This is a genomic window from Pseudomonas sp. (genome assembly GCF_050739775.1).
Classification (GTDB): domain Bacteria; phylum Pseudomonadota; class Gammaproteobacteria; order Pseudomonadales; family Pseudomonadaceae; genus Aquipseudomonas.
The window spans coordinates 1-21646 of sequence record NZ_JBOICA010000060.1 but is presented as its reverse complement, the minus strand read 5'-3'; the positions used below and the strand labels follow the sequence as shown (position 1 = coordinate 21646).

The 21646-nt window shown below is 61.3% G+C and carries 18 protein-coding genes; 5 read left to right on the top strand and 13 right to left on the bottom strand.

Annotation, left to right across the window (positions count from 1 at the left end; genetic code table 11):
• Positions 1–281: 281 nt before the first annotated feature.
• From ACRESH_RS22565 to zwf, 3 genes are read right to left on the bottom strand one after another with little or no spacing between them, the layout of a single operon-like run.
• Positions 282–956, bottom strand: coding sequence for a bifunctional 4-hydroxy-2-oxoglutarate aldolase/2-dehydro-3-deoxy-phosphogluconate aldolase (locus ACRESH_RS22565; protein WP_431744058.1), 675 nt, complete (start codon positions 954–956; stop codon positions 282–284).
• A 17-nt stretch (positions 957–973) separates the two neighbouring features.
• Positions 974–1687, bottom strand: a complete 714-nt coding sequence (pgl, locus tag ACRESH_RS22560) for a 6-phosphogluconolactonase (RefSeq protein ID WP_431744057.1) — start codon at positions 1685–1687, stop codon at positions 974–976.
• Complete coding sequence (zwf, locus tag ACRESH_RS22555) at positions 1674–3143, bottom strand: glucose-6-phosphate dehydrogenase (protein WP_431744056.1); 1470 nt, start codon at positions 3141–3143, stop codon at positions 1674–1676. Before zwf ends, pgl begins: the two co-directional genes overlap by 14 nt.
• Positions 3144–3356: 213 nt before the next feature.
• Between zwf and hexR the strand changes: the two genes are divergently transcribed.
• Positions 3357–4217, top strand: coding sequence for a DNA-binding transcriptional regulator HexR (hexR, locus tag ACRESH_RS22550; protein ID WP_174242320.1), 861 nt, complete (start codon positions 3357–3359; stop codon positions 4215–4217).
• Here the strand turns inward: hexR and ACRESH_RS22545 are convergent.
• From ACRESH_RS22545 to edd, 10 genes are all read right to left on the bottom strand, one after another.
• Positions 4210–5064 (bottom strand): D-hexose-6-phosphate mutarotase, encoded by an 855-nt coding sequence (locus tag ACRESH_RS22545; RefSeq protein ID WP_431744055.1) that lies wholly within the window; start codon positions 5062–5064, stop codon positions 4210–4212. The genes hexR and ACRESH_RS22545 overlap by 8 nt on opposite strands.
• A 118-nt stretch (positions 5065–5182) precedes the next feature.
• The gene (locus ACRESH_RS22540; RefSeq protein WP_431744054.1) at positions 5183–6526 is read right to left on the bottom strand and encodes a carbohydrate porin; all 1344 of its coding nucleotides are present in this window, start codon (positions 6524–6526) and stop codon (positions 5183–5185) included.
• Between the two features lie 54 nt (positions 6527–6580).
• Positions 6581–7738, bottom strand: coding sequence for an ABC transporter ATP-binding protein (locus ACRESH_RS22535; protein WP_431744053.1), 1158 nt, complete (start codon positions 7736–7738; stop codon positions 6581–6583).
• A 5-nt stretch (positions 7739–7743) separates the two neighbouring features.
• Entirely contained in the window at positions 7744–8589 is an 846-nt protein-coding gene (locus tag ACRESH_RS22530; protein WP_431744052.1) for a carbohydrate ABC transporter permease, read from the bottom strand.
• Positions 8582–9490, bottom strand: a complete 909-nt coding sequence (locus ACRESH_RS22525) for a carbohydrate ABC transporter permease (RefSeq protein WP_431744051.1) — start codon at positions 9488–9490, stop codon at positions 8582–8584. The genes ACRESH_RS22530 and ACRESH_RS22525 overlap by 8 nt, the downstream gene beginning before the upstream one ends.
• 118 nt (positions 9491–9608) lie before the next feature.
• The gene (locus ACRESH_RS22520; RefSeq protein ID WP_431744050.1) at positions 9609–10871 is read right to left on the bottom strand and encodes an ABC transporter substrate-binding protein; all 1263 of its coding nucleotides are present in this window, start codon (positions 10869–10871) and stop codon (positions 9609–9611) included.
• A gap of 144 nt (positions 10872–11015) precedes the next feature.
• Positions 11016–12410: an ATP-binding protein gene (locus ACRESH_RS22515; RefSeq protein WP_431744059.1), complete on the bottom strand. Its 1395-nt coding sequence runs from the start codon at positions 12408–12410 to the stop codon at positions 11016–11018.
• Positions 12411–12453: 43 nt separating this feature from the next.
• Positions 12454–13170, bottom strand: coding sequence for a response regulator (locus ACRESH_RS22510; RefSeq protein ID WP_431744049.1), 717 nt, complete (start codon positions 13168–13170; stop codon positions 12454–12456).
• Positions 13171–13195: 25 nt separating this feature from the next.
• Entirely contained in the window at positions 13196–14149 is a 954-nt protein-coding gene (locus ACRESH_RS22505) for a glucokinase (RefSeq protein ID WP_431744048.1), read from the bottom strand.
• Positions 14146–15972 carry a phosphogluconate dehydratase gene (gene edd, locus ACRESH_RS22500; RefSeq protein ID WP_431744047.1) on the bottom strand — a complete coding sequence of 609 codons (1827 nt, stop codon included), beginning with the start codon at positions 15970–15972 and terminating at the stop codon, positions 14146–14148. The genes ACRESH_RS22505 and edd overlap by 4 nt, the downstream gene beginning before the upstream one ends.
• A 268-nt stretch (positions 15973–16240) precedes the next feature.
• On the opposite strand from edd, the gene gap reads away from it, so the two are divergent.
• The 4 genes from gap (at position 16241) to ACRESH_RS22480 (ending at position 21600) form a co-directional block, all read left to right on the top strand.
• A complete protein-coding gene (gene gap / locus ACRESH_RS22495) occupies positions 16241–17242 on the top strand; it encodes a type I glyceraldehyde-3-phosphate dehydrogenase (protein WP_431744046.1) in 1002 nt (333 codons plus the stop codon).
• 87 nt (positions 17243–17329) lie between these two features.
• On the top strand, positions 17330–17848 hold the full coding sequence (locus ACRESH_RS22490; RefSeq protein ID WP_431744045.1) for an RNA polymerase sigma factor: 519 nt from the start codon (positions 17330–17332) through the stop codon (positions 17846–17848).
• Positions 17849–17916: 68 nt separating this feature from the next.
• Positions 17917–18879 (top strand): FecR family protein, encoded by a 963-nt coding sequence (locus ACRESH_RS22485; RefSeq protein ID WP_431744044.1) that lies wholly within the window; start codon positions 17917–17919, stop codon positions 18877–18879.
• A 120-nt stretch (positions 18880–18999) separates the two neighbouring features.
• Positions 19000–21600 (top strand): TonB-dependent receptor, encoded by a 2601-nt coding sequence (locus ACRESH_RS22480; protein ID WP_431744043.1) that lies wholly within the window; start codon positions 19000–19002, stop codon positions 21598–21600.
• The last annotated feature ends 46 nt before the right edge of the window (positions 21601–21646 follow it).

The following is a 21646-nucleotide window of genomic DNA, read 5'->3' as shown; positions in this document are numbered from 1 at the left end:
GTCGTAGGCCGCGATGCCCCTGGAAGACGCCGTAGCGAGGGGACCCGAAGCGCAGCGTAGGGCCGTATGCAGGAGCGAGCGGTTTTGGTTCCTTTTGCCAAGACAAAAGGGACCCGCCGTAAAGGCGGAAGGGGCCAGCAGCGGCGCCACACCGAATGGATAAGCTCCCATCCGAAACCCAGCCCAGTCCCAAGATCATACTCCCCGGGATTCCGTGAAGAGCCAAAAAAAAGGGCGCCGACCAAGCGCCCCATAAGCCGTGTAGCACACAACGATTCAGTTCAATCCAGCAGCGCCAATGCCTCGGCGCTGCAATCGGTAATCCGTGACCATTCGCGATGCTTGATCCAGCCACTGTCGAGCATCCAGGTACCGCCCACGCACATGACATTGGGCAGGGCCATGTAGCTCTTCACATTACCTGGGTTCACCCCACCCGTCGGGCAGAAGCGTACTTCACCGAACGGACCGGCGTAGGCCTTGATCGCCGCCACACCGCCGCTGATTTCCGCAGGAAACAGCTTGAAGCGGCGATAGCCGAGGGCGTAGCCCATCATCAGCTCCGACGGCGTGCTGATCCCCGGCAGCAACGGCAAGCTACTGTGTACACCCGCCTCGAGAATGTCTTGGGTGACGCCTGGGGTGACCACAAACTGCGCGCCAGCGGCTTCTACGGCAGCGAGCATCTTGCGGTCCAGCACGGTGCCTGCACCAACACACAGTTCAGGCCGTTGCTCACGCAGCAGCTGGATGGCCTTCAAGCCATGCTCCGAGCGCAGGGTCACTTCCAGGGTCTTGATACCACCCGCGGCGAGGGCGTCGGCCAACGGCAGGATATCTTCTTCGCGGGCAATGGTAATCACCGGCAGAATGCGCGCCTGGGTGCAGATCTGATCGATCCGGGCAATCTTGTCGGCCATGGAAACTCCCGGCTGCTTCAGTTCATGCGTGGTCATAACGGCGGATCCTTGGCTCATGGGCACCAGTAAATATCCAGGGGGTCTTGTAAAAAGGCGCGAATCGGCATTTGCGCGACGTCCGTACCCTCCAGCGCGGCGCGCAGGGTAGCGAGCTTGTCTGGACCTTGCACGGACAAGGCGGTGAAAGCGGCCCTGGCCAGCAAGGCGCGGGTCATGCTCAGGCGCTGATGCGGCACCGTCGGCGCCAGCATCGGCAAGCAGCGCCGCGCGCTCTGCGGGTCTAGGCCTTCGGACAGGTTCGGGCTGTCAGGAAACAGCGAGGCGGTATGCCCGTCATCGCCCATGCCTAGCACCAGCACGTCGATGCCCGACAGTTCAGCCAGGGCCTGATCAGCTTCCAGCGCAGCAGCTTCAAGGTTGACAGCAGCACGATACAGGCCGAGGAAACGCGCCTTGGCCGCATTGCCGGTCAACAGATGGCGCTTGAGCAGACCAGCATTGCTGTCGGCATGCTCGACCGGCACCCAGCGCTCATCGGCCAGGGTGACCAGCACCTTCGACCAGTCCAGCGGCTGCAGGATGAGTGCCTGAAAAAACGCCACCGGGCTGCGCCCACCGGACACCACCAACGTGGCCTGACCGTTTGCCGCTATCGCAGCGCTCAGGCGCCCTGCTACATCCTTGGCCAAGCCTTCGGCCAACTGCGCGGCGCCGTTGAAGTCATGCGCCGTCACGTTAGCCGGCAGTTCAAGTTCAGATATCGCCATACCAAGACCTCCCATCACGGGTAATCAATGCAATCGAGCTCATCGGCCCCCAGGAACCAGCGGCATAAGGCTTGGGCGCGTCGCCGCCGCTCTTCCAGCCAGCAATCAGCTGATCGCACCACTTCCACGCGTATTCGATTTCGTCCTTGCGCACAAACAGGTTCTGATTGCCGCGCATCACTTCCAGCAGCAGACGTTCATAAGCGTCGGGAATCCGCGCGCTACTCCAGGTATCGGAAAAATTCAGCTGTAACGGTCCACTGCGCAGCTGCATGCCTTTGTCCAGGCCCTGCTCCTTGGTCATCACTCGCAACGAGATGCCTTCGTCCGGCTGCAGGCGGATGATCAGTTTGTTACCGATCTGCAAGCGTTGTTCCGGGGCGAAGATGTAGTGCGGGGTTTCCTTGAAATGGATAACGATCTGCGACAGCTTCTGTGGCATCCGCTTGCCGGTACGCAGGTAGAACGGCACGCCGGCCCAGCGCCAGTTGCGAATATCGGCGCGCAGGGCAACAAAGGTTTCGGTGTCGCTCTGGGCGTTGGCGTTGTCTTCTTCCAGGTAACCGGGCACCGACTTGCCTTCGTTGTAGCCGGCGATGTACTGGCCGCGCACCACGCAGGTGCTCAGGCTTTCGCCGGTGATCGGTGCCAGGGCCTTGAGTACCTTGACCTTCTCGTCGCGGATGCTGTCAGCGGAGAGGTCGCTGGGCGGGTCCATGGCAATCAGGCAGAGCAACTGCAACAGGTGATTCTGGATCATGTCCCGCAGCTGCCCGGCTTTGTCGAAATAGCCCCAGCGCCCCTCGATCCCGACCTTCTCGGCCACGGTGATTTCCACGTGGGAGATCGAGTTCTGGTTCCACTGGGTTTCGAACAGGCTGTTGGCAAAGCGTAGGGCAATGAGGTTCTGTACGGTTTCCTTGCCCAGGTAATGGTCGATGCGATAGACGCGGTTTTCCGGGAAGTACTGTGCCACTGCATCATTGACCCGACGCGAAGAGTCCAGGTCATGGCCGATGGGCTTTTCCAGCACCACCCGGGTACGCGCACTGAGGCCAACCTTGTCGAGACTCTCGCAAATGCCACCATAGACCGCTGCAGGCGTGGCGAAGTAAGCAATCAGCTGGCTGTTGTCGCCAACCTGCTCAGCCAGCGCCTGGTAGTCCTCGACCTTGAGGAAGTCCACATGCACATAGTGCAAGCGCGCGAGAAAACGCTGCAACACCAATGCTTCGATCTGCCCGGCCGGGACGAACTCCTGCAGGTGCGCCTCAATAGACGCCAGGTGCTCGTCGACGCTGCCCGGCTCGCGGGCCAGGGCCAGCACACGAGTATCGGCGTGCAGCAATTCGGCGCGGTCGAGCTGGTAGAGCGCCGGAAACAGCTTGCGCAAGGCCAGGTCGCCAAGGGCGCCAAACAGGGCAAAGGTGCAAGGTTCAACGCTGATCGATGCCATGATGTTGGTTCTTTTATCAAGTTGACGTAGAAATACCGGTTTCAACCGGAGTTTTCAAGGAATAATGTAGTAAAAACCACAACATTTTATCCGGTACAAGATTCAAGTGGTGTGCCATCCATGCCATCAGTACGATAGGCCACCGCGTCAAAAGCCCACTGCTGTCGCCAGCCGGCTGCCTCATCGACCCAAGGACACATACCCATGGACCGCGTGCGAAACCTCCTGGAGCAGATCCAGGGCCGCCTCGAAGAACTGAACAAGGCTGAGCGCAAAGTCGCCGAAGTCATCCTGCTCAACCCCCAGCAAGCCACCCGTTTCAGCATTGCCGCCCTAGCCCAGGCGGCCAAGGTCAGCGAACCGACGGTGAACCGTTTCTGCCGTTCGTTCGGCGTCAGTGGCTACCCCGAACTCAAGCTGCAGCTGGCCCAGAGCCTGGCCAGCGGCGCTGCTTACGTCAGCCGGGCGGTTGAAGCCGACGATGATCCGGCCTCCTACACCCAGAAGATCTTCGGCAGTGCCATCGCCTCGTTGGACAGTGCCTGTCAGCAACTCGATCCGCAGCTGATCAGCCGCGCCGTCGACATGCTGATCCAGGCCCGGCAGATCCATTTCTTCGGCCTCGGTGCCTCAGCGCCGGTAGCGTTGGACGCCCAGCACAAGTTCTTCCGTTTCAACCTGGCCGTCTCGGCCCATGCCGATGTACTGATGCAGCGCATGCTGGCCTCGGTGGCCCACACTGGCGAACTGTTCGTCATCATCTCCTACACCGGCCGTACCCGCGAACTGGTCGAAGTCGCGCGCCTGGCCCGGGAAAACGGCGCCTCGGTACTCGGCCTGACCGCCGCCGATTCGCCCCTGGCCAAGGCCAGCAGCCTGAGCCTGAACATACCGCTGCCAGAAGACACTGATATTTATATGCCGATGACCTCGCGGATCATCCAACTGACGGTGCTAGATGTATTGGCCACCGGCATGACCTTGCGCCGTGGTGTGGACTTCCAGCCACACCTGCGCAAGATCAAGGAAAGCCTCAACGCCAGCCGCTACCCGATCGACGACGAACTCAACTGAGCAACTGCGCCTGCAAACGCAGGTGTGCCTGTTCACCCGGCGCCAGGCTCAGGCTGTCACTGCTGCCACTGGCCGCCTCGACGCAGACGAAGCCCAGGGTTTCACTGCTGCTGACCCCCATCAACGGCCGACTGCCCGGGTGCCAGACGATGGTGTCCTCGCTGTCACCGGTATCGATACTCAGCTGTCGTTGCCAGGCCGAATCGTGCAGTTGCACGGTCGCCGCATTGGGGAATACCCGCTGACAGCCGCCATGCACCTTCAAGGCGCCCTTCTGGCGGCAGGCCTGACGGTTCAAGCGGTCGTAACCTTCAATGTTTTCTAGCCCAGATAGCGCTATCTCAGAAACGTCACTAATACGCCAGTAAGCCAGCAGAGCATGACTCAACTGACAAGGTTGGCTGTCCTGATGTTCGGTGCTGAGCTGCAGTTCCATGCGCTTGCCCAGCCTGGCCAGCAGATCGACCTGCCATTCGCACAGTTGCAGACGCCATTTGAGGGTCACGCCCTCTTCGCCCTCACTGCTATCGATCAGTTTCCAGTCGAGCAAACGTGCCCAACCATGGGCCGGCCACATATCTTCGCTGGGATGGCGACCGTACCAGGGCCAGCACACTGGCACACCGCCACGAATGGCGCCGACCTGCGGCCACTGCGTGGCGCACCACAACCAGGGCCGGTCACCCTTGGGCTGGAAGTGCAACAGCTGCGCACCTTGGCGACTGAACACTGCCTGGCATTGGGGATGATCGATGATCAGCACATCGCGCTGCTGATAACGCTCCCACTCGAAGGTCGGTCGCGGCCTCTGCGAAGTGAAGAAGCGTTGTAGCGGGTGCTCGGGCATAGCGTGGGACTCTTGTTGTTAGTTAGGGTCTCATCGCGGGGCAAGCCCGCTCCCACAGGTGATCACTGTGGGAGCGGGCTTGCCCCGCGATGAGCTCGTAAATTTACAACAAATCACCTCAGAACGACGACTGAATCTTCAACCCGGCGACCAGCGCGTTATCCACCTCATCCACCCCGCCCGGACGCTTGATGTACTGCAGGTTGGGCCGCACAGTCAGCCAGTTGGTAACGTGGAAGCCGTAATACAGCTCGGCGTTGTACTCGGTCTTCTGGATCGGCACAAAGTTGGGGTTGTCGTAATCATTGATACCGCTCTGTTGATTGAGCAGTTCGGCCCGATCCTTCACATCATCGTTGACGTGAATCCGCGCCACACCTAAACCGATATCGTCCTTGGGCCGGGCATCGAAGGCGCCTTTGTAGACCATGCCGACCTGCTGGTAGTTGTCGACCACGTTGGTGGCCTTGTCATGTACGGTGAAGTTGGCAAACAGGCTCAAGCCACGGCTGGCATCGCCGTTGTGTGCAGTTACCTGCTGCTGAGCCACCACCCACCAGCCATGTTTGCTGGAGTGCGACTTGAAGTCATTGCCGGTAATGGCCTGGGGTTGGCCATTGACGTCATCAAAGACATCGTCCGCCTTGGCGGTACTGTAGTAATAACCCAAACGGTACTCACCCGGCAGCTCGCTGGCCTTGGGCGACCAGACCAGCTCCACCGGCAGGATCATGCCCTTGGTGCCACTGCCGCTGAGTTTGAAGCCATTACCGGTCTCAAGGTTGGAGGGGTTCTGTTCATATACTCCGACCTGGGCGAAGAGTTCCGGGGTGATGTTGTATTTGACCCGCAACGCCCACTGGCTGACCGGCCAGTTGTACCAGATACCGCCCACCCAGTTGCCCACCTGGGAGCCGCAGAACGCCAGGTTCTGGAAGTCGCACGGGAAGCTGTTGAAGTCCTCGCCTTCGCCGAAGCGGCCGAACTTCACGTCCAGGGCGCCATCGAAGTACTGCTGCTTGATCCACATCTGGGTCAGCCGCCAGGTCTGGCCGCGGCCCCAGACTTCCTGCACCGAACTGAACTGACCGGCACGCGGATCGCTGATGCGGTCGTTGGAGAGATTGCGCCCGCTGCGCTCGGTGATCGCCAGCTTGAACTCGGTGTCGTGCCAGCCGAGGATCTTCTCCAGGTCCAGGTGCGCCCCCAAGGCGAATTGGTCGCTGTAGCGTGCAGTCTTGTCGTCGTTGTAACCGCCGTTAAGGTTGCCAGCCACCTCACCGACGTAGTCCAGGGTGAAGTCGTAACCCTTCTCCAGCAGTTCAGTACGAGCACCGCCCCAATCGCCGCTCATCCACTTTGACTCTGGGGCAAAGGCGCCGGCCGCCTGCGCCCCGCAACTGACCCCGAAGGCCAGCAGGGTCAGCGGAACCAGCGGCTTGATGCGTTTGAAGTGATCCATCCCGTGTTTCCTCGTTTTATTGTTCTTGATGGGCTTATACGACTTACAACGAACTCAACGACCCTTGAATTGCGCCACATTGTCTTTGCCAGACTGCTGCGGGGAAACACTCACACCCAGGCGCTCGCCACTGGCGGCATCGAACAACAGCACCCGGGCCGGATCGAACTGCAGGTTCAGGGTGTCGCCGACCCGGGTCGCCACATCCGGCGCCAGACGGCAGCAAACCTTGGTCTGGTTGAGGGTGACGAACACCAACAGGTCGGGACCGGTGGGTTCGGTGATCTGCACCTCGGCGCGAATACTCGGCAGGCCGCTGGCCTGGGCAGGTGCCAGAGTGATCTGTTCGGGACGAATGCCGAGGATCACTTCACGTTCCTCAAGCCCGGCATCACTGATTCCCAAGGGCAGTTCGCAGCGGGCCTGGCCACTGTCGAGCAGAGCCTGCAAACGCCCATCCTTGCGTTGCAAGCGCAGTGGAATGAAGTTCATCGGCGGCGAACCAATGAAGCTGGCGACAAACAGATTGGCCGGATCGTTGTAGATCTGCTGCGGCGTGCCGAACTGCTGGATCAGGCCGTCCTTCATCACCGCCACCTTGTCGCCCAGGGTCATGGCTTCGATCTGATCGTGAGTGACATACACCGTGGTGGTCTTCAGGCGCTGGTGCATCAGCTTGATCTCGGTGCGCATCTCCACCCGCAGCTTGGCGTCGAGGTTGGACAGTGGCTCGTCGAACAGGTAGATCTTCGGCCGCCGCGCCAACGCCCGGCCCATGGCCACGCGCTGCTGCTGACCACCGGAGAGCTGACCGGGCTTGCGCGTCAGCAGGTGCTCGATCTGCAGCAGCTTGGCCACCCGCGCCACTTCTTCATCGATAGCCGCCGCCGGCATCTTGCGCATCTTCAGGCCGAAGGCGATGTTGTCGCGTACGTTCATGGTCGGGTACAGCGCATAGGACTGAAAGACCATGGCAATGTCACGGTCCTTGGGGCTCATGCCACTGATGTCGGCATCGTCCACCAGGATCGCCCCGCCAGTGATCTGTTCAAGACCGGCAATGCAGTTCATCAAGGTCGACTTGCCGCAGCCGGAAGGGCCCACGAGAATCAGGAACTCCCCGGCGTCGATCGACAGGTCGATATGCTTCAAGGTATCCGGCAGACCGCTGCCGTAGGTCTTGTTGACGTTGCGCAGTTCAAGCGTTGCCATGTTGTTTACCCCTTGACCGCGCCGGCGGTAAGCCCGCGCAGGAAATACTTGCCAGCCAGCACATAGACCAACAGGGTCGGTAACCCGGCGATCATCGCCGCCGCCATGTCGACGTTGTATTCCTTGACCCCGGTGCTGGTGTTGACCAGGTTGTTCAGGGCCACGGTGATCGGCTGCGCGTCGCCACTGGCAAACACCACACCGAAGAGAAAGTCGTTCCAGATCTGGGTGAACTGCCAGATCAGGCAGACCATGATGATCGGCACCGACATCGGCAGCAGGATGCGCCCGAAAATGGTGAAGAACCCTGCCCCATCCAGCCGCGCCGCGCGCACCAGCGCATCCGGCACGCTGCAGTAATAATTGCGGAAAAACAGCGTGGTGAACGCCAGGCCGTAGACAATGTGCACCAGCACCAGGCCCGTGGTAGTGCTGGCCAGGCCCAGCTTGCCGAGGGTGAAGGAGGCTGGCAGCAGCACCGTCTGGAACGGCAGGAAGCAGCCGAACAGCAACAGGCCGAAGAACAACTGCGAACCGCGAAAGCGCCACATCGACAGGACATAGCCATTCAAGGCACCCAGCAGGGTCGAGATCACCACCGCTGGAACGGTGATCTTCACCGAGTTCCAGAAGTAGCCTCCGACGATGTCCCAGGCCTTTATCCAGCCGATGCCGGTAATCACCTCCGGCCAGCTCAGCAGGTTGCCAGTACGGATGTCATCCGGCGACTTGAAGCTGGTCAGCAACATCACGATCAATGGGATCAGGTACAGCGCGCAGGCCAGCAGCAAGGTTGCGTAGATGGCGACCCGGCTGAAGTTGAACGTGCGCGGAGCCAGGGAGTTAGTCATGGCGCTTGTTCCTCAGTTCCGAATACAGGTAAGGCACCAGGATCGACAGGATCGCGCCGAGCATCAGGATTGCGCTGGCCGAGCCCATGCCCATCTGCCCGCGGCTGAAGGTGAAGGAATACATGAACATCGCTGGCAAGTCCGAGGCGTAGCCCGGCCCGCCTGCAGTCATGGCGGCGACCAGGTCGAAGCTCTTGATGGCAATGTGGGCAAGGATCATCAACGCACTGAAAAACACCGGGCGCAGGCTGGGCAGCACGATGCGCAGATAAATGCTCGGCAGGCTGGCACCATCCACTTGGGCGGCGCGAATGATCGACTGATCGACGCTACGAAGGCCCGCCAGGAACAGCGCCATGACAAAGCCCGAGGCTTGCCACACCGCCGCGATCACCAGGCAGTAGACGACCCGTTCCGGGTCCACCAGCCAGTCCAGGCGAAAGCCTTCCCAGCCCCAGTCACGGAGCATCTTGTCCAGGCCCAGGCCCGGATTGAGCAGCCATTTCCAGGCCGTGCCAGTGACGATCATCGACAGCGCCATGGGGTACAGGTAGACCGTGCGGATAAAACCTTCGCGGCGGATGCGCTGGTCGAGCAGTACCGCCAGCAGCACGCCGATCACCAGGCTGATGGCGATGAACAGGCCACCGAACACCAGCAGGTTCTTGCTTGCTACCCACCAGCGGTCGTTCTCCATCAGCCGCGCGTACTGCGCCAGGCCTACCCACTTGTAGCTGGGCATGAAGCTGGAGTTGGTGAAGGACAGGATGAAGGTCCAGAGGATGTAGCCGTAAAAGCCCACCAGGACGATCAGCATACTTGGCGCCAGTACCAGTTTAGGTAGCCAGCGTTGCAAGGCGTCGAAGGGCGAGGCCTTGTTGAGTGTGGCAACAGTGCTCATCAGATTGATCTCGATTGGAAGGCGGTGCTGCGCACCGCATCGCCGGCAAGGCCGGCTCCTACCGGCAGCGCCCCTGTAGGAGCCGGCCTTGCCGGCGAAAGGGCCCGCGCCTACAGCATCACTTGGCCGACTTGATCGCCGAATTCAGCTGTTTGACCGCCGTCGCGGGATCCGCTTTCGGGTCATTGAGGAAGTTGCTCACCACATCGAAGATCGCCCCCTGCACTGCCAGGGACGTCGCCATGTTGTGGGCCATGCTCGGTTGTAGACCGTCGCCTTGTTCGGCGTCCTTGAAGTCCACCGCCGACTTCTGCGTGCAGGCGTCGAACTGGCTCATGTCCATGTCCTGGCGCACCGGCAGCGAGCCTTTGTTCTGGTTGAACACGGTCTGGAACTGCGGCTCCAGGGCAACCTTGGCAAGGTCGTTCTGGGCCTTGATGTCGTTCTCGTTCTTGAGCTTGAACATCGCCAGCGAGTCGATGTTGTAGGCAAAACTACCCTGGGTGCCGGGGAAAGCCACACACTGATAGTCCTTGCCAGCAACCTTGCCAGCTGCACTCCATTCGCTCTTGGCCCAGTCGCCCATGATCTGCATGCCGGCCTTGCCGCTGATTACCTCGGCGGCGGCAATGTTCCAGTCACGCCCGGCACGGTTGGGGTCCATGTAGGTGCCCAGGCGTTGCAGGGCCTTGAACACCTCGACCATCTGCTCGCCGGTCAGGGTCTTTTCATCGAGATCGACGAAAGCCGCGTGATAGCTCTTGGGCCCAAGGATGCTCAGGGCCAGGTCTTCGAACACGGTGCTGTCCTGCCACGGCTGGCCGCCATGGGCCAGGGGGATGAAACCGGCAGCCTTGAGCTTGTCGGCAGCGACGAAGAGCTCATCGAGGGTGCTCGGTACTTTAGCCCCGGCCTTGTCGAACACCTGCGGGTTGATCCACAACCAGTTGACCCGGTGGATGTTCACTGGCACCGCCACGTAATGGCCGTCGTACTTCATGATCTGGGCGACTTTCTTCGGCAGCAGGGTGTCCCAGTTGTTGGCCTTGGACACATCGTCGAGCTCGGTAAGCAAACCGAGCGCCCCCCACTCCTGAATGTCCGGTCCCTTGATCTGCGCAGCGGCTGGCGGGTTACCGGAAATGGCACGGGTCTTGAGCACGGTCATGGCCGCCGCACCGCCACCGCCGGCCACGGCGTTGTCCTTCCAGATAAAACCGTCTTTCTGCACCTGTGCCTTGAGTGTTTCAACGGCCTTGGCTTCGCCACCGGAGGTCCACCAGTGCAGGACTTCGACAGTACCGGTATCAGCGGCAATGGCGCTCAGGGGCAACAAGGAGGCGAGAGAAATAACAACGGCGAGGCGATTGATCGCATTCATGGGGCGGAACCTTTTCTTGTTGTTATGCAGGTGCAAGTCGTGGTGCTTGCGCTTGCATCAGAGTCTAACCAGGCGCTTGAGTGGCGGAGGTAACGAAGGGATGCGCGAATGTCACCAACTGGTGACATTCGCCTGTCCAGCGTGTCAGTCGCGGCTGCGGGGCAGGCTCAAGGTCACCCGCAAACCGCCACCCTGCAGGTTGCGCAAGCTCACTTCGCCGCCATGACTATGGGCAATGTTGCGCGCGATACCCAGGCCCAGACCGTAGCCCTGCTGCTGTCCGGCCAGACGAAAGTGCGGTTCGAAGACCTGTTCCAAACGCTGCTCGGGCACACCCGGACCCTCATCGTCGACCTGCAGGACGAACTCTGACTCACTGTCGAGCACTCGCAAGTGCGCGCGCTCACCGTACTTCAAGGCATTATCGATCAGGTTGCCCATACACCGGCGCAGCGCCAGCGGCTTGCCTGGATAGGGTGCCAGCGCCCTGCCCTGCAGCGTAACGCGAGCACTGGCCAGATACGGCTCGATCAGGCAGTCGAGGGCCTGATTGAGATCAATGAGTTCGATATTCTCGTGGATATCAGTGTCTTTCACACACTGCAGCGCGCCCTTGACCAGCATCTCCAGCTCGTCCAGATCACGACTGAACTTCATCTGTTGCTGTTCGTCCTCAAGCAACTCGACGCGCAGGCGCAGACGGGTAATCGGGGTGCGCAAGTCATGGGAAATGGCACTGAACAGCTGGCTACGTTCGGTCAGGTAGCGACTGATGCGCTCACGCATGGCATTGAAGGCCCGCCCGACTTCGACCACCTCACTGCCGCCACCCTCCACGACCGGTTTCACATCAGCGCCCAGCGACATTTCCCGCGCAGCCCGCGCCAGACGCTTGAGCGGACGGCTCTGCCAATGCACCAGCAAGCCGATGAACAACAGCAGGAAGCAGCTGGTCAGGCCGATGAACCAAATCTGCTGACGCGGCAGACCTTCGTCTTCGAGGCTGGTGTAGGGCTCAGGCATCAGCGAAGCGATGTACAACCATTCGCCTTCGCCGAGGCGGATCTGGGTGACCAGTACCGGTGGATTGACCGGTTCCAGGGTCAGCGCGTAATGCGCCCAGGAGCGCGGCAGCTCATCGAGCTTCAGGCCGCTGTTGAAGATCCGCAGCTCCTGCGGGCTTACGAACTCGAGGGAAATATCCATCTGCGTGCCCAGGCGCTGGCGCAGCACTTCGTCCACAGCACTGATCACCGCATGCTTACGCGGTGTCGTCGGCAGCGCCTGCATGTCCAGCGGCTTGTCGTTGAGCGAGACCACGAAGCGGGTGCCGCCCATGTTGCGTAACTGGTCCAGCACCATAGGCCGGTAAGCCACTGGCAGCGATCGAAAATAACTGACACTGGCACTCATCGAATGAGCCAGACTGCGGGCGCTGGCCACCAGCCCTTCGAGCTGGCTGGCGCGCAGCTGCGACAGCCAGATCAGGCTCGACAGGCCCTGGGCCAGTAACACGACCAACAGGGTCAACAGCAGCATGCGCGCCAACAACGAGCGCGGCAGCGGCAAACGCCTGCCCCCCTCAGTGCGCGGGCGCAACGCTGGCCGCCAACAGGTAACCACTGCCACGCACGGTACGGATCAGCCGCGGCGGTTTTTGCGTGTCGCGCAGGCGTTGACGCAGGCGGCTGACCGCCATATCAACGATGCGGTCCAGGGGCATCGGTTCACGTCCACGGGTGGCGTTGCCGATGGTGTCGCGGTCGAGAATCTGTTGAGGATGGTCGAGAAACAACTTGAGCAAGGCAAAGTCGGCACCGGACAGAATCACCTCCTCGCCATCACGGTGAAACAAGCGGTGGCTGACCGTATCCAGCCGCCACTCATCAAAGACCAGCACATCGCCGCCATGGCGTTCCTGGCCGAAGCCGGCGCGGCGCAGCAGGGCCTTGATCCGCGCCTGCAACTCGCGCGGACTGAAGGGCTTACCCAGGTAATCATCGGCGCCCAGCTCCAGGCCGATGACCCGGTCGGCCTCATCGGAGCTTGCCGTCAGCATGATGATCGGCACCTGGGCCAGACGCGGATGCTGGCGCACCCAGCGACAGAGGCTGAAACCGTCTTCGTCGGGCAGCATCACGTCGAGGATCACCAGGTCGCAGTCGCTGTCGTCCAGGGCCTGGCGAAAGCCTTGGCCGTCGGCCACCGCCTGCACGCTGAAACCGGCGCGGCTCAGGTAGGTTTGCAGCAGTTCGCGGATTTCCTGGTCATCGTCGACCAGCAGTATCGACTTGCTCACGGTACTACTCCCACAGAGCCCGCATTCAACCGGCTTGCTGCAAGGCCACTCCGGCCCCCAGCAAGCCAGAGAATTCGGCGGTCACCAGCCACACCGGAACATTCTTGAAGTAGCCGCTCATGCAGCCCTTCTGGGCAAAGCTGTCGGCAAAGCCACTGCACAAAAACAGCTCGGCGAAACGCGGAATGATACCGCCGACAACGTATACGCCACCTCGCCCACCGAGGGTCAGCACATTGTTGCCGGCCACCCGGCCAAGGAAGCGGCAGAACTGCTCGATCACCGCCATCGCCACGGGCTCGCCGGCCAGGGCAGCATCGGTGATCGCCGCCGGACTCTGCAGGGTTGCGCAGTGCCCGTCCAGAACGCAGATAGCCTGGTATAAACGCAACAAGCCACCACCACTGAGCACGGTTTCAGCACTGACATGACCAGTCTCGCTGGCGATCTGTTGGCGGATCTGCGCTTCGCGGGCATTGCCCACCGGTAAGTCGACGTGTCCGCCTTCGCCCGGCAACGCTATCCAGCGACCGTCATCCAGGCCGAGCAAGGTCCCCACACCCAATCCGGTCCCGGGGCCGATCACCACGGCCGGACGCCCCGCTTCAGCCTTGCCTGCACAGACCGTACGGCACTCGTCAGCCTGCAGCCGGGTCATACCCAGGGCCATGGCGGTAAAGTCATTGATCAGCAACAGCTGCTCGATCTGCAGGGTCTTGCAGAAGGCCTGACGACTGAGCCGCCAGTGATTGTTAGTGAAGCGAAACTCATCGCCACCGACCGGCCCGGCCACGGCCAGGCAGACCGCGCCGAGGTCGCCCTTGACCAGCCCTTGTTCCAGCAGGTAAGCACCGATGGCCTGCTCAGGGCTGGTGTAATCGGCGGTGGCAAACACCTGCACCGAGTGCATGCGGTTGTGCTCCCAGAGGGCAAAGCGGGCGTTGGTGCCGCCGATATCACCGACCAGGGCGCGCTTCATTTGAGTGTTTCCAGGGCCGAGGTGAAGGCACTGGCGCCCTGCTCTGCCGGGCTCAGGGCCATGCGCAGGAAGCCAAACAGTTCACGCCCGCAGCCCAGGTCATTGCCGGTGGGCGCTGGCGGTAGTTCCCGATCGGCAAATTCAGCGGCATCAAGCTTCACCGTCAGGGTGCCGGCAACACCATCGACCCGGACGATATCGCCATCGCGCACGCGCGCCAGCGGACCACCGTCAAAGGCCTCCGGACAGACATGAATGGCCGCCGGAATTTTCCCCGAGGCACCGGACATACGCCCGTCAGTAACCAATGCCACCTTAAAACCACGGTCCTGCAACACGCCAAGGAAAGGGGTCATTTTGTGCAGCTCCGGCATGCCGTTGCAACGCGGACCCTGGAAGCGCATTACGGCGACGAAATCACGCTCCAGCTCGCCGGCCTGGAAGGCATCGGCCAGCGCCTGTTGATCATGGAATACCCGTGCCGGGGCTTCTACCACCTGATGCTCAGGGGCGACAGCAGATACCTTCATGACGCCGCGGCCGAGGTTGCCTTCCATCACGCGCAGCCCTCCTTCGGGGGAGAACGGCCGCGCTACCGGACGCAGGATCGCTTCGTCCAGGCTCGCTTGCGGCCCTTCGCGCCACACCAGTTTGCCATCCTGCAGGAACGGCTCCTGGGTGTAACGACGCAAGCCGTGGCCGGCCACCGTGTTGACGTCCTCATGCAGCAACCCGGCATCGAGCAGCTCACGAATCAGCAAGGCCATGCCACCGGCCGCCTGGAAATGGTTGATGTCGGCCTTGCCGTTCGGGTAGACGTGGGACAGCGTCGGCACCACCTCGGACAGCTCGGCCATGTCCTGCCAGGTCAGCTGGATGCCGGCCGCCTGGGCAATCGCTGGCATGTGCAGGGTGTGGTTGGTCGAACCACCCGTGGCGTGCAGGGCAACGATGGAGTTGACCAGGGATTTCTCGTCGACAATCTCGCCCAGTGGCATGAAGTCGCCGCTGGCCTTGGTCATGCGCGTGACCTGTTGTGCCGCCTCGATAGTGAGTGCATCGCGCAGCGGCGTATAGGGATTGACGAATGACGCACCCGGCAGGTGCAGCCCCATCACTTCCATCAACAACTGGTTGGTGTTGGCGGTACCGTAGAACGTACAGGTACCGGGGCTGTGGTAGGACTTCATTTCCGATTCCAGCAGCTCTTCGCGGCTGGCCTTGCCCTCGGCATAGCGCTGGCGCACGTCGGCCTTTTCCTTGTTGGAAATGCCCGAAGGCATCGGCCCGCCAGGGACGAAAATCGTCGGCAAGTGACCGAAGCGCAGCGCCCCCATCAACAGGCCAGGAACGATCTTGTCGCAGATACCCAGCATCAGCGCTGCATCGAACATGTTGTGCGACAGGGCAATGGCCGTGGACATGGCAATTACTTCGCGGCTGGCGATACCCAGTTCCATGCCCGGCTCGCCCTGGGTGACGCCATCGCACATGGCCGGCACACCGCCAGCGAACTGGCCAACCGAACCGATTTCGCGCAAGGCCTGCTTGATCTGTTCGGGGTAGTGCTCGTAGGGCTGGTGAGCCGAGAGCATATCGTTGTAGGCGGAAACGATGGCGACGTTAGCCGCGTTCATCATACGCAGGCTGTTCTTGTCCTGGGTGCCACATCCGGCCACACCGTGGGCGAAGTTGGCGCATTGCAGCTTGGCCCGCATCGGCCCATCACTGGCGGCCCCGCGAATCAACTGCAAGTAGCGTTCACGGGTGGCACGGCTGCGGTCGATCAACCGTTGGGTGACCTCAAGAATGCGCGGATGCATGTACTGGACTCCAGGCTATCGGTGGTTGCGACCTCTGCGGCAATTTCCCTTATCAACAATCGCCACCTAGGCTCAAAGGCAGGGGCTGCTGTTGCGGGAGGAACGGCTTGGCCGGTCGCTCGTTGTAGATCGAATAAAATACTGCCAGCAAAAAGGCTTGTTTTCTATTTTTTTACGAATAATCTTGTAATTCCAACAACAAAATAAGATTCAGTGAAGCAGTTCCTCGTTTGCCACGGGCTTCACCCGGTCTACCAGAGGTAGCTCTATGACCCTTCGTATCGCAATCAATGGCTTTGGCCGCATTGGCCGCAACGTCCTTCGCGCACTCTATACCCAAGGCTACCGTCAGGACCTGCAGGTCGTCGCAATCAACGACCTGGGCGACAGCGCAATCAATGCTCATCTGCTCAAGTACGACAGCGTCCACGGCATCTTTGCTGCCAGTGTCGAGTCCGATCACGAAAGCCTGACGGTCAATGGCGACCGCATCGCCGTCAGTGCCATTCGCAACCCGGCCGAGCTGCCGTGGAAAGCCGAAGCCATCGATGTGGTGTTCGAATGCACCGGCCACTTCACCGAGCGGGCCAAGGCTGCCGCCCATCTTACTGCCGGGGCGCGCAAAGTGATTATCTCGGCACCGGCCAAGGGCGCCGACGCGACCATTGTTTACGGGGTCAACCACGACATTCTGCGCCCCTCGCACCAGATTATCTCCAGCGCTTCGTGCACAACCAACTGCCTGGCACCACTGGCCCAGGTGCTGCACCGTGAGCTGGGCATCGAGCAGGGCTTGATGACCACCATCCACGCCTACACCAATGACCAGAGCCTGACCGACATCCACCACAGCGACCCGTTCCGCTCCCGCTCGGCCACCCAGTCGATGATCCCGAGCAAGACCGGTGCGGCCGAAGCCGTAGGCCTGGTGCTGCCGGAGCTGGCGGGCAAACTCACTGGCATGGCGGTGCGGGTGCCGGTGATCAACGTGTCGTTGGTCGACCTGACCGTCAACCTCAAGCGCGACACCAGCGTCGAAGAGGTCAACCACCTGTTCAAGGACGCCAGCCGTCACTCCAAGGTGCTCGGTTACAACAGCCTGCCGCTGGTGTCCTGCGACTTCAACCACAACCCGCTGTCGTCGATCTTCGATGCCAACCATACCCGCATCAGCGGCCGGATGCTTAAAGTGCTGGCCTGGTATGACAATGAGTGGGGGTTTTCCAACCGCATGCTGGATAACTGCCTGGCGTTGTGTAACGCGCAATAGGGCTCGGGGGAGCACCAGTGAACCCGCACTTGACCAATGCGCTGATGATAAGCATTATCATTCGCTTCGCATTGGTCGGGTATCGCTGTGAGTCAGTCCCAGTTCAACGCTGTATTCATCGCCCAGCGGGTCAGCCTGCTGCGTACCCTGCAGCGCATGGTCGACAATCCCAGCACCGCCGAAGACCTGCTGCAAGAGACCTACCTGCGCGTCACCCGGGCGCTGGGTGAGCGTCCGATCGAACACCTTGAGCCTTTCGTTTTCCAGACCGCCCGCAACCTGGCCCTCGACCACCTGCGCGCGCGTCGGGTGCAATCACGCAACCTGGTTGACGATGTGCCCGAGCAGGTCCTGCACAACGTCGCCGCGCCCAGCAGCAGTGCCGAAGACGCTGCCCATGCCGAGCAACTGCTCAAGCGCCTGAGCGTCAGCCTGGGGCAACTGACCCCGAGGCAGCAACGGATTTTCATCCTCAGCCGCCTGCATGGCGCCAGCTACCTGGAAATCGCCGAGCAGCTCAACGTCTCGGCCAGCACGGTTCAGAAGGAACTGAAACTGATCATGGCCATCTGTGTCGGCGTTGCCAATCGCCTGGACCGCGATTGACCCTGGCTTGCCACATACGCCGTTACGCTTGATCATTAATAGAACTACAAGACCACCCAGGATTTGCCGTGACCGATAGCGCCCCTGATCGCCCTTCGCCGCCAGACCCGGCTGCCTGCGACAGTGCCATGGACCAGGCGCTGGACTGGCTGATCCGCCTGCAATGCGCCAGCGCTGAAGACACTCGCACCTTCGAAGCCTGGCTGGAAGCCGATCCGGCCAATGCCCAGGCCTATGTCGAAGCTGAAGCGCTCTGGCAAGGGGACACCTTGCGCCAGGTCGCCAACCAGGTTGCCCAGTCCTATCGCCCTTCGCGCCTGGCGCGCTTGCGCCCGCACTGGAAACCCCTGGCCGCTGCCGCGGTACTGCTGATCGGGGTGTTCACCGTCGGCAACTTGCCGGTGCGCCTGCAGGCCGATCACCTGACCGTGGTCGGCGAGCGCCAGCGCCTGCAACTGGAGGACGGCTCCAAGGTCCTGCTCAACACCAATTCGGCGTTCTCCAGCGACATCGATACCCGTCAACGCGTTGCCCGTCTCTACCAGGGCGAGGCGTTCTTCGAGGTTCCCGCTGGCCGTAACCAGCCACTGGAATTGCAGGCAGGCCCGCTGCGCGCCAGTGTTCGCGACAGCGACTTTGCCGTGCGTTACCTCGACGGTGAAGCCCTGGTGCGCGTGCAACGTGGCGATGTCGACCTGCAGGCCAGCAGCGACCAGCGCATTCGCCTGTCCAGTGGCGACAGCATTCGGCTCGGGCCCAACGGCTTCAGCCAACGCGAGCGCGTCGATACACAAAAAGACCTGGCCTGGACCCAGGGTCGCCTGATCTTCGAGAACTGCCCGCTGAACCAGGTGCTGGCCGAACTGCGCCGCTACTATCCGGGCCTGATTATCTCCCGTAACGAGCGCCTGGAGCAGGTCGCCGTCACCGGCAACTATCGCCTCGACCAACCCCTTGAGACCTTGCGCGCCCTGGCGCACATTACCTCGGCACAGCTGCACGAGTTCCCTGCCGTGGTCATTCTTAACTGACTGGAAAGTTTTTTTACGCGATTCCCTGAGACGATACGTCTCGTTATAGCCAATGCAACTGATTCTTATTTTTGAATCAGCCAGTACCTATAACAGTTCGCGCGACAGGGAGCGCTTTCGATGCCCACTGGTTTCACTCGTCGGTCTTCAGACACTTCACCTACCCCCGGCCTGCAGCGTTGCACGCTCTCCCTGTTGACCCTGGCCCTGCTCGCCAGCGGTGCCTGCAGCCTGCCGGCGCTGGCCGCCGAGCCAGCCCAGGTCAGCGCCCCGCGCATGGGTGACTACCGCTTTGCAATCGGCCAGCAGCCACTGGTATCGGCGCTCAATGCCTTCACCGCAGTGACCGGCTGGCAGGTCGGGTTGTCGGCCGAGCTGGCAGAAGGCGTCGCCTCGCCAGGCGTGCAGGGCTCGCTGAAAGCGCAAGCCGCATTGCAGCGCCTGCTCGCCGGCACCGGCCTGAAGTACCGCACGCTCAGCGCTGGCAACGTGGTGCTGGAACGCAGCAGCTCCAGTTCCAGCGCCATCGCCCTGCAGCAGATCACCGTCAGTGCTACCCGGAGCGCCCAGGACATCAGCCAGGTGCCGAGCACGGTCAGTGTGCAGACCCGTGAGCAGCTCGACCGCCAGAACGTCAACAACATCAAGGAGCTGGTGCGCTACGAGCCTGGCGTATCGGTGAGTGGTACCGGCCAGCGCAGCGGCCTGAACGGCTACAACATTCGCGGTATCGATGGTGAACGGATCCTCACCCAGATCGACGGTGTCGCCGTTCCAGATGGTTTCTTCAACGGCCCTTACGCCCAGACCCAACGCAACTACGTCGACCCGGAAGTCGTCAAACGCGTGGAAATCCTCCGCGGTCCAGCTTCTGTGCTGTACGGCAGCAACGCTATCGGCGGTGCCGTGAGCTACTTCACCCTCGACCCTGACGACATCATCAAACCGGGCAAAGATGCCGGTGCCCGTCTGAAGACCGGCTACAGTTCGGCCGATGAAAGCTGGCTGACCTCCGGCACAGTAGCCGGCCGCCAAGGCGAGTTCGATGGTTTGCTGCACCTGAGCCAGCGCAACGGTCACGAAACCGAATCCTATTACGGCAGTAACAATGGCATCGGCCTGGACCGCACCGGCGCCAACCCACAAGACGTGCGCACGACCAACGTACTGGCCAAACTGGGCTGGGACTACGCCGACGATGCACGCTTTGCACTGACCTACGAGAACTACAAGGACGACCGCGATAGCAATCAGAAAAGCGCGATCGGCGGCCCATTCAATCTCGGCCAACCACTGGGCATGTACCGCTCGCGCACCGGCAATGAGACCGTCACCCGCGAACGCTTCGGCATCGCCCATGACTTCACCGTGAACAGCCTGGTTGCCGATCACATCAAGTGGAGCCTGAACTACCAGATCGGCAAGACCGACCAGAGCACCGAAGAGATCTACGCCCCCTTCACCCGTGAAGTGCTGCGTACCCGTGACACCACCTACAAGGATCGCCAGTGGGTCTTCGACGCCCAGTTGGACAAGGCCTTCAGCATCGGTGAAACCGAGCACCTGCTGACTTACGGCACCACCCTCAAGCAGCAAAAGGTCACCGGCTCGCGCAGTGGTCAGGGTACGTGCCTGGCCGTCGGTCGTGGCTGTACTGCCGTGGGCGCCGACAGCCCCAGTGATCGCCTGCTCAAATCCAGCGATTTCCCCGATCCAACCATCAACACCTACAGCCTGTTCGCCCAGGATGAAATCCGCTGGAACCAGTGGACCTTCCTGCCTGGTGTGCGCTACGACTACACCCAGCTCAAGCCACACCTGACCGAAGAGTTCCTGCGCACGGTGAATCCAACCAACCGCTATGGCACCAACGACGACGAGAAAACCTGGCACCGCCTGTCGCCCAAGCTCGGTGTGACCTATGCCTTCAACGACAACTACACCTGGTACGGCCAGTACGCCGAAGGGTTCCGCACGCCGACCGCCAAGGCGCTGTACGGTCGCTTCGAAAACCTGTCCACCGGTTACGTTGTCGAGCCAAACCCGGACCTTGAGCCGGAGAAAAGCAAAAGCTATGAAACCGGCCTACGGGGTAACTTCGACGCCGGCAACTTCGATGTCGCCGTGTTCTATAACAAGTACCGCGATTTCATCGACGAAGACGCCATCGCCCCCGGCTCGCTGTCCAGCGTGTTCCAGACCAACAACATCAAGCACGCCACCATCAAGGGTGTGGAGTTCAAGGGTCGTCTGAACCTTGATCACTTCGGTGCCCCACAAGGCCTCTATACTCAGGGCTCGGTGGCTTATGCCTATGGCCGCAACGATGACAACGGCCAACCACTCAACAGCGTCAACCCGCTGACTGGCGTATTGGGGCTGGGCTACGAGCAGGACCAATACGGTGCATTGCTGAGCTGGACCCTGGTCAAGCACAAGGACCGCGTCGACGACAACGCCTTCAAGGCCCCGGATGGCACCAGCGGCCAGTTCAAGACCCCAGGCTATGGCGTTCTTGACCTTGCCGGTTTCTACAAGGTCAGCGATGACGTCACCCTCAACGCCGGCCTGTACAACCTGACCGACAAAAAATACTGGCAGTGGGACGACGTACGCGGCTACGACGGTGTCGGCGAAGCCGGGGCGGTCAACCCAGCCAACCTCGACCGCCTGACCATGCCTGGACGCAACTTCGCCATCAATTTGGTCTGGGACATCTAAAAGCATCGCGGGGCAAGCCCGCTCCCAGGTTTTGAGGGAGCGGGCT

Excerpts from the sequence above, each read along its gene's own strand:
- ACRESH_RS22520 (WP_431744050.1), bottom strand. The coding sequence starts at position 10,871 with ATGAATGCGATCAATCGCCTCGCCGTTGTTATTTCTCTCGCCTCCTTG.
- ACRESH_RS22505 (WP_431744048.1), bottom strand. The coding sequence starts at position 14,149 with ATGAAGCGCGCCCTGGTCGGTGATATCGGCGGCACCAACGCCCGCTTT.
- ACRESH_RS22565 (WP_431744058.1), bottom strand. The coding sequence starts at position 956 with ATGACCACGCATGAACTGAAGCAGCCGGGAGTTTCCATGGCCGACAAG.
- pgl (WP_431744057.1), bottom strand. The coding sequence starts at position 1,687 with ATGGCGATATCTGAACTTGAACTGCCGGCTAACGTGACGGCGCATGAC.
- edd (WP_431744047.1), bottom strand. The coding sequence starts at position 15,972 with ATGCATCCGCGCATTCTTGAGGTCACCCAACGGTTGATCGACCGCAGC.
- ACRESH_RS22480 (WP_431744043.1), top strand. The coding sequence starts at position 19,000 with ATGCCCACTGGTTTCACTCGTCGGTCTTCAGACACTTCACCTACCCCC.
- gap (WP_431744046.1), top strand. The coding sequence starts at position 16,241 with ATGACCCTTCGTATCGCAATCAATGGCTTTGGCCGCATTGGCCGCAAC.
- ACRESH_RS22530 (WP_431744052.1), bottom strand. The coding sequence starts at position 8,589 with ATGACTAACTCCCTGGCTCCGCGCACGTTCAACTTCAGCCGGGTCGCC.
- ACRESH_RS22545 (WP_431744055.1), bottom strand. The coding sequence starts at position 5,064 with ATGCCCGAGCACCCGCTACAACGCTTCTTCACTTCGCAGAGGCCGCGA.
- zwf (WP_431744056.1), bottom strand. The coding sequence starts at position 3,143 with ATGGCATCGATCAGCGTTGAACCTTGCACCTTTGCCCTGTTTGGCGCC.
- ACRESH_RS22515 (WP_431744059.1), bottom strand. The coding sequence starts at position 12,410 with ATGCTGCTGTTGACCCTGTTGGTCGTGTTACTGGCCCAGGGCCTGTCG.
- ACRESH_RS22540 (WP_431744054.1), bottom strand. The coding sequence starts at position 6,526 with ATGGATCACTTCAAACGCATCAAGCCGCTGGTTCCGCTGACCCTGCTG.
- ACRESH_RS22525 (WP_431744051.1), bottom strand. The coding sequence starts at position 9,490 with ATGAGCACTGTTGCCACACTCAACAAGGCCTCGCCCTTCGACGCCTTG.
- ACRESH_RS22535 (WP_431744053.1), bottom strand. The coding sequence starts at position 7,738 with ATGGCAACGCTTGAACTGCGCAACGTCAACAAGACCTACGGCAGCGGT.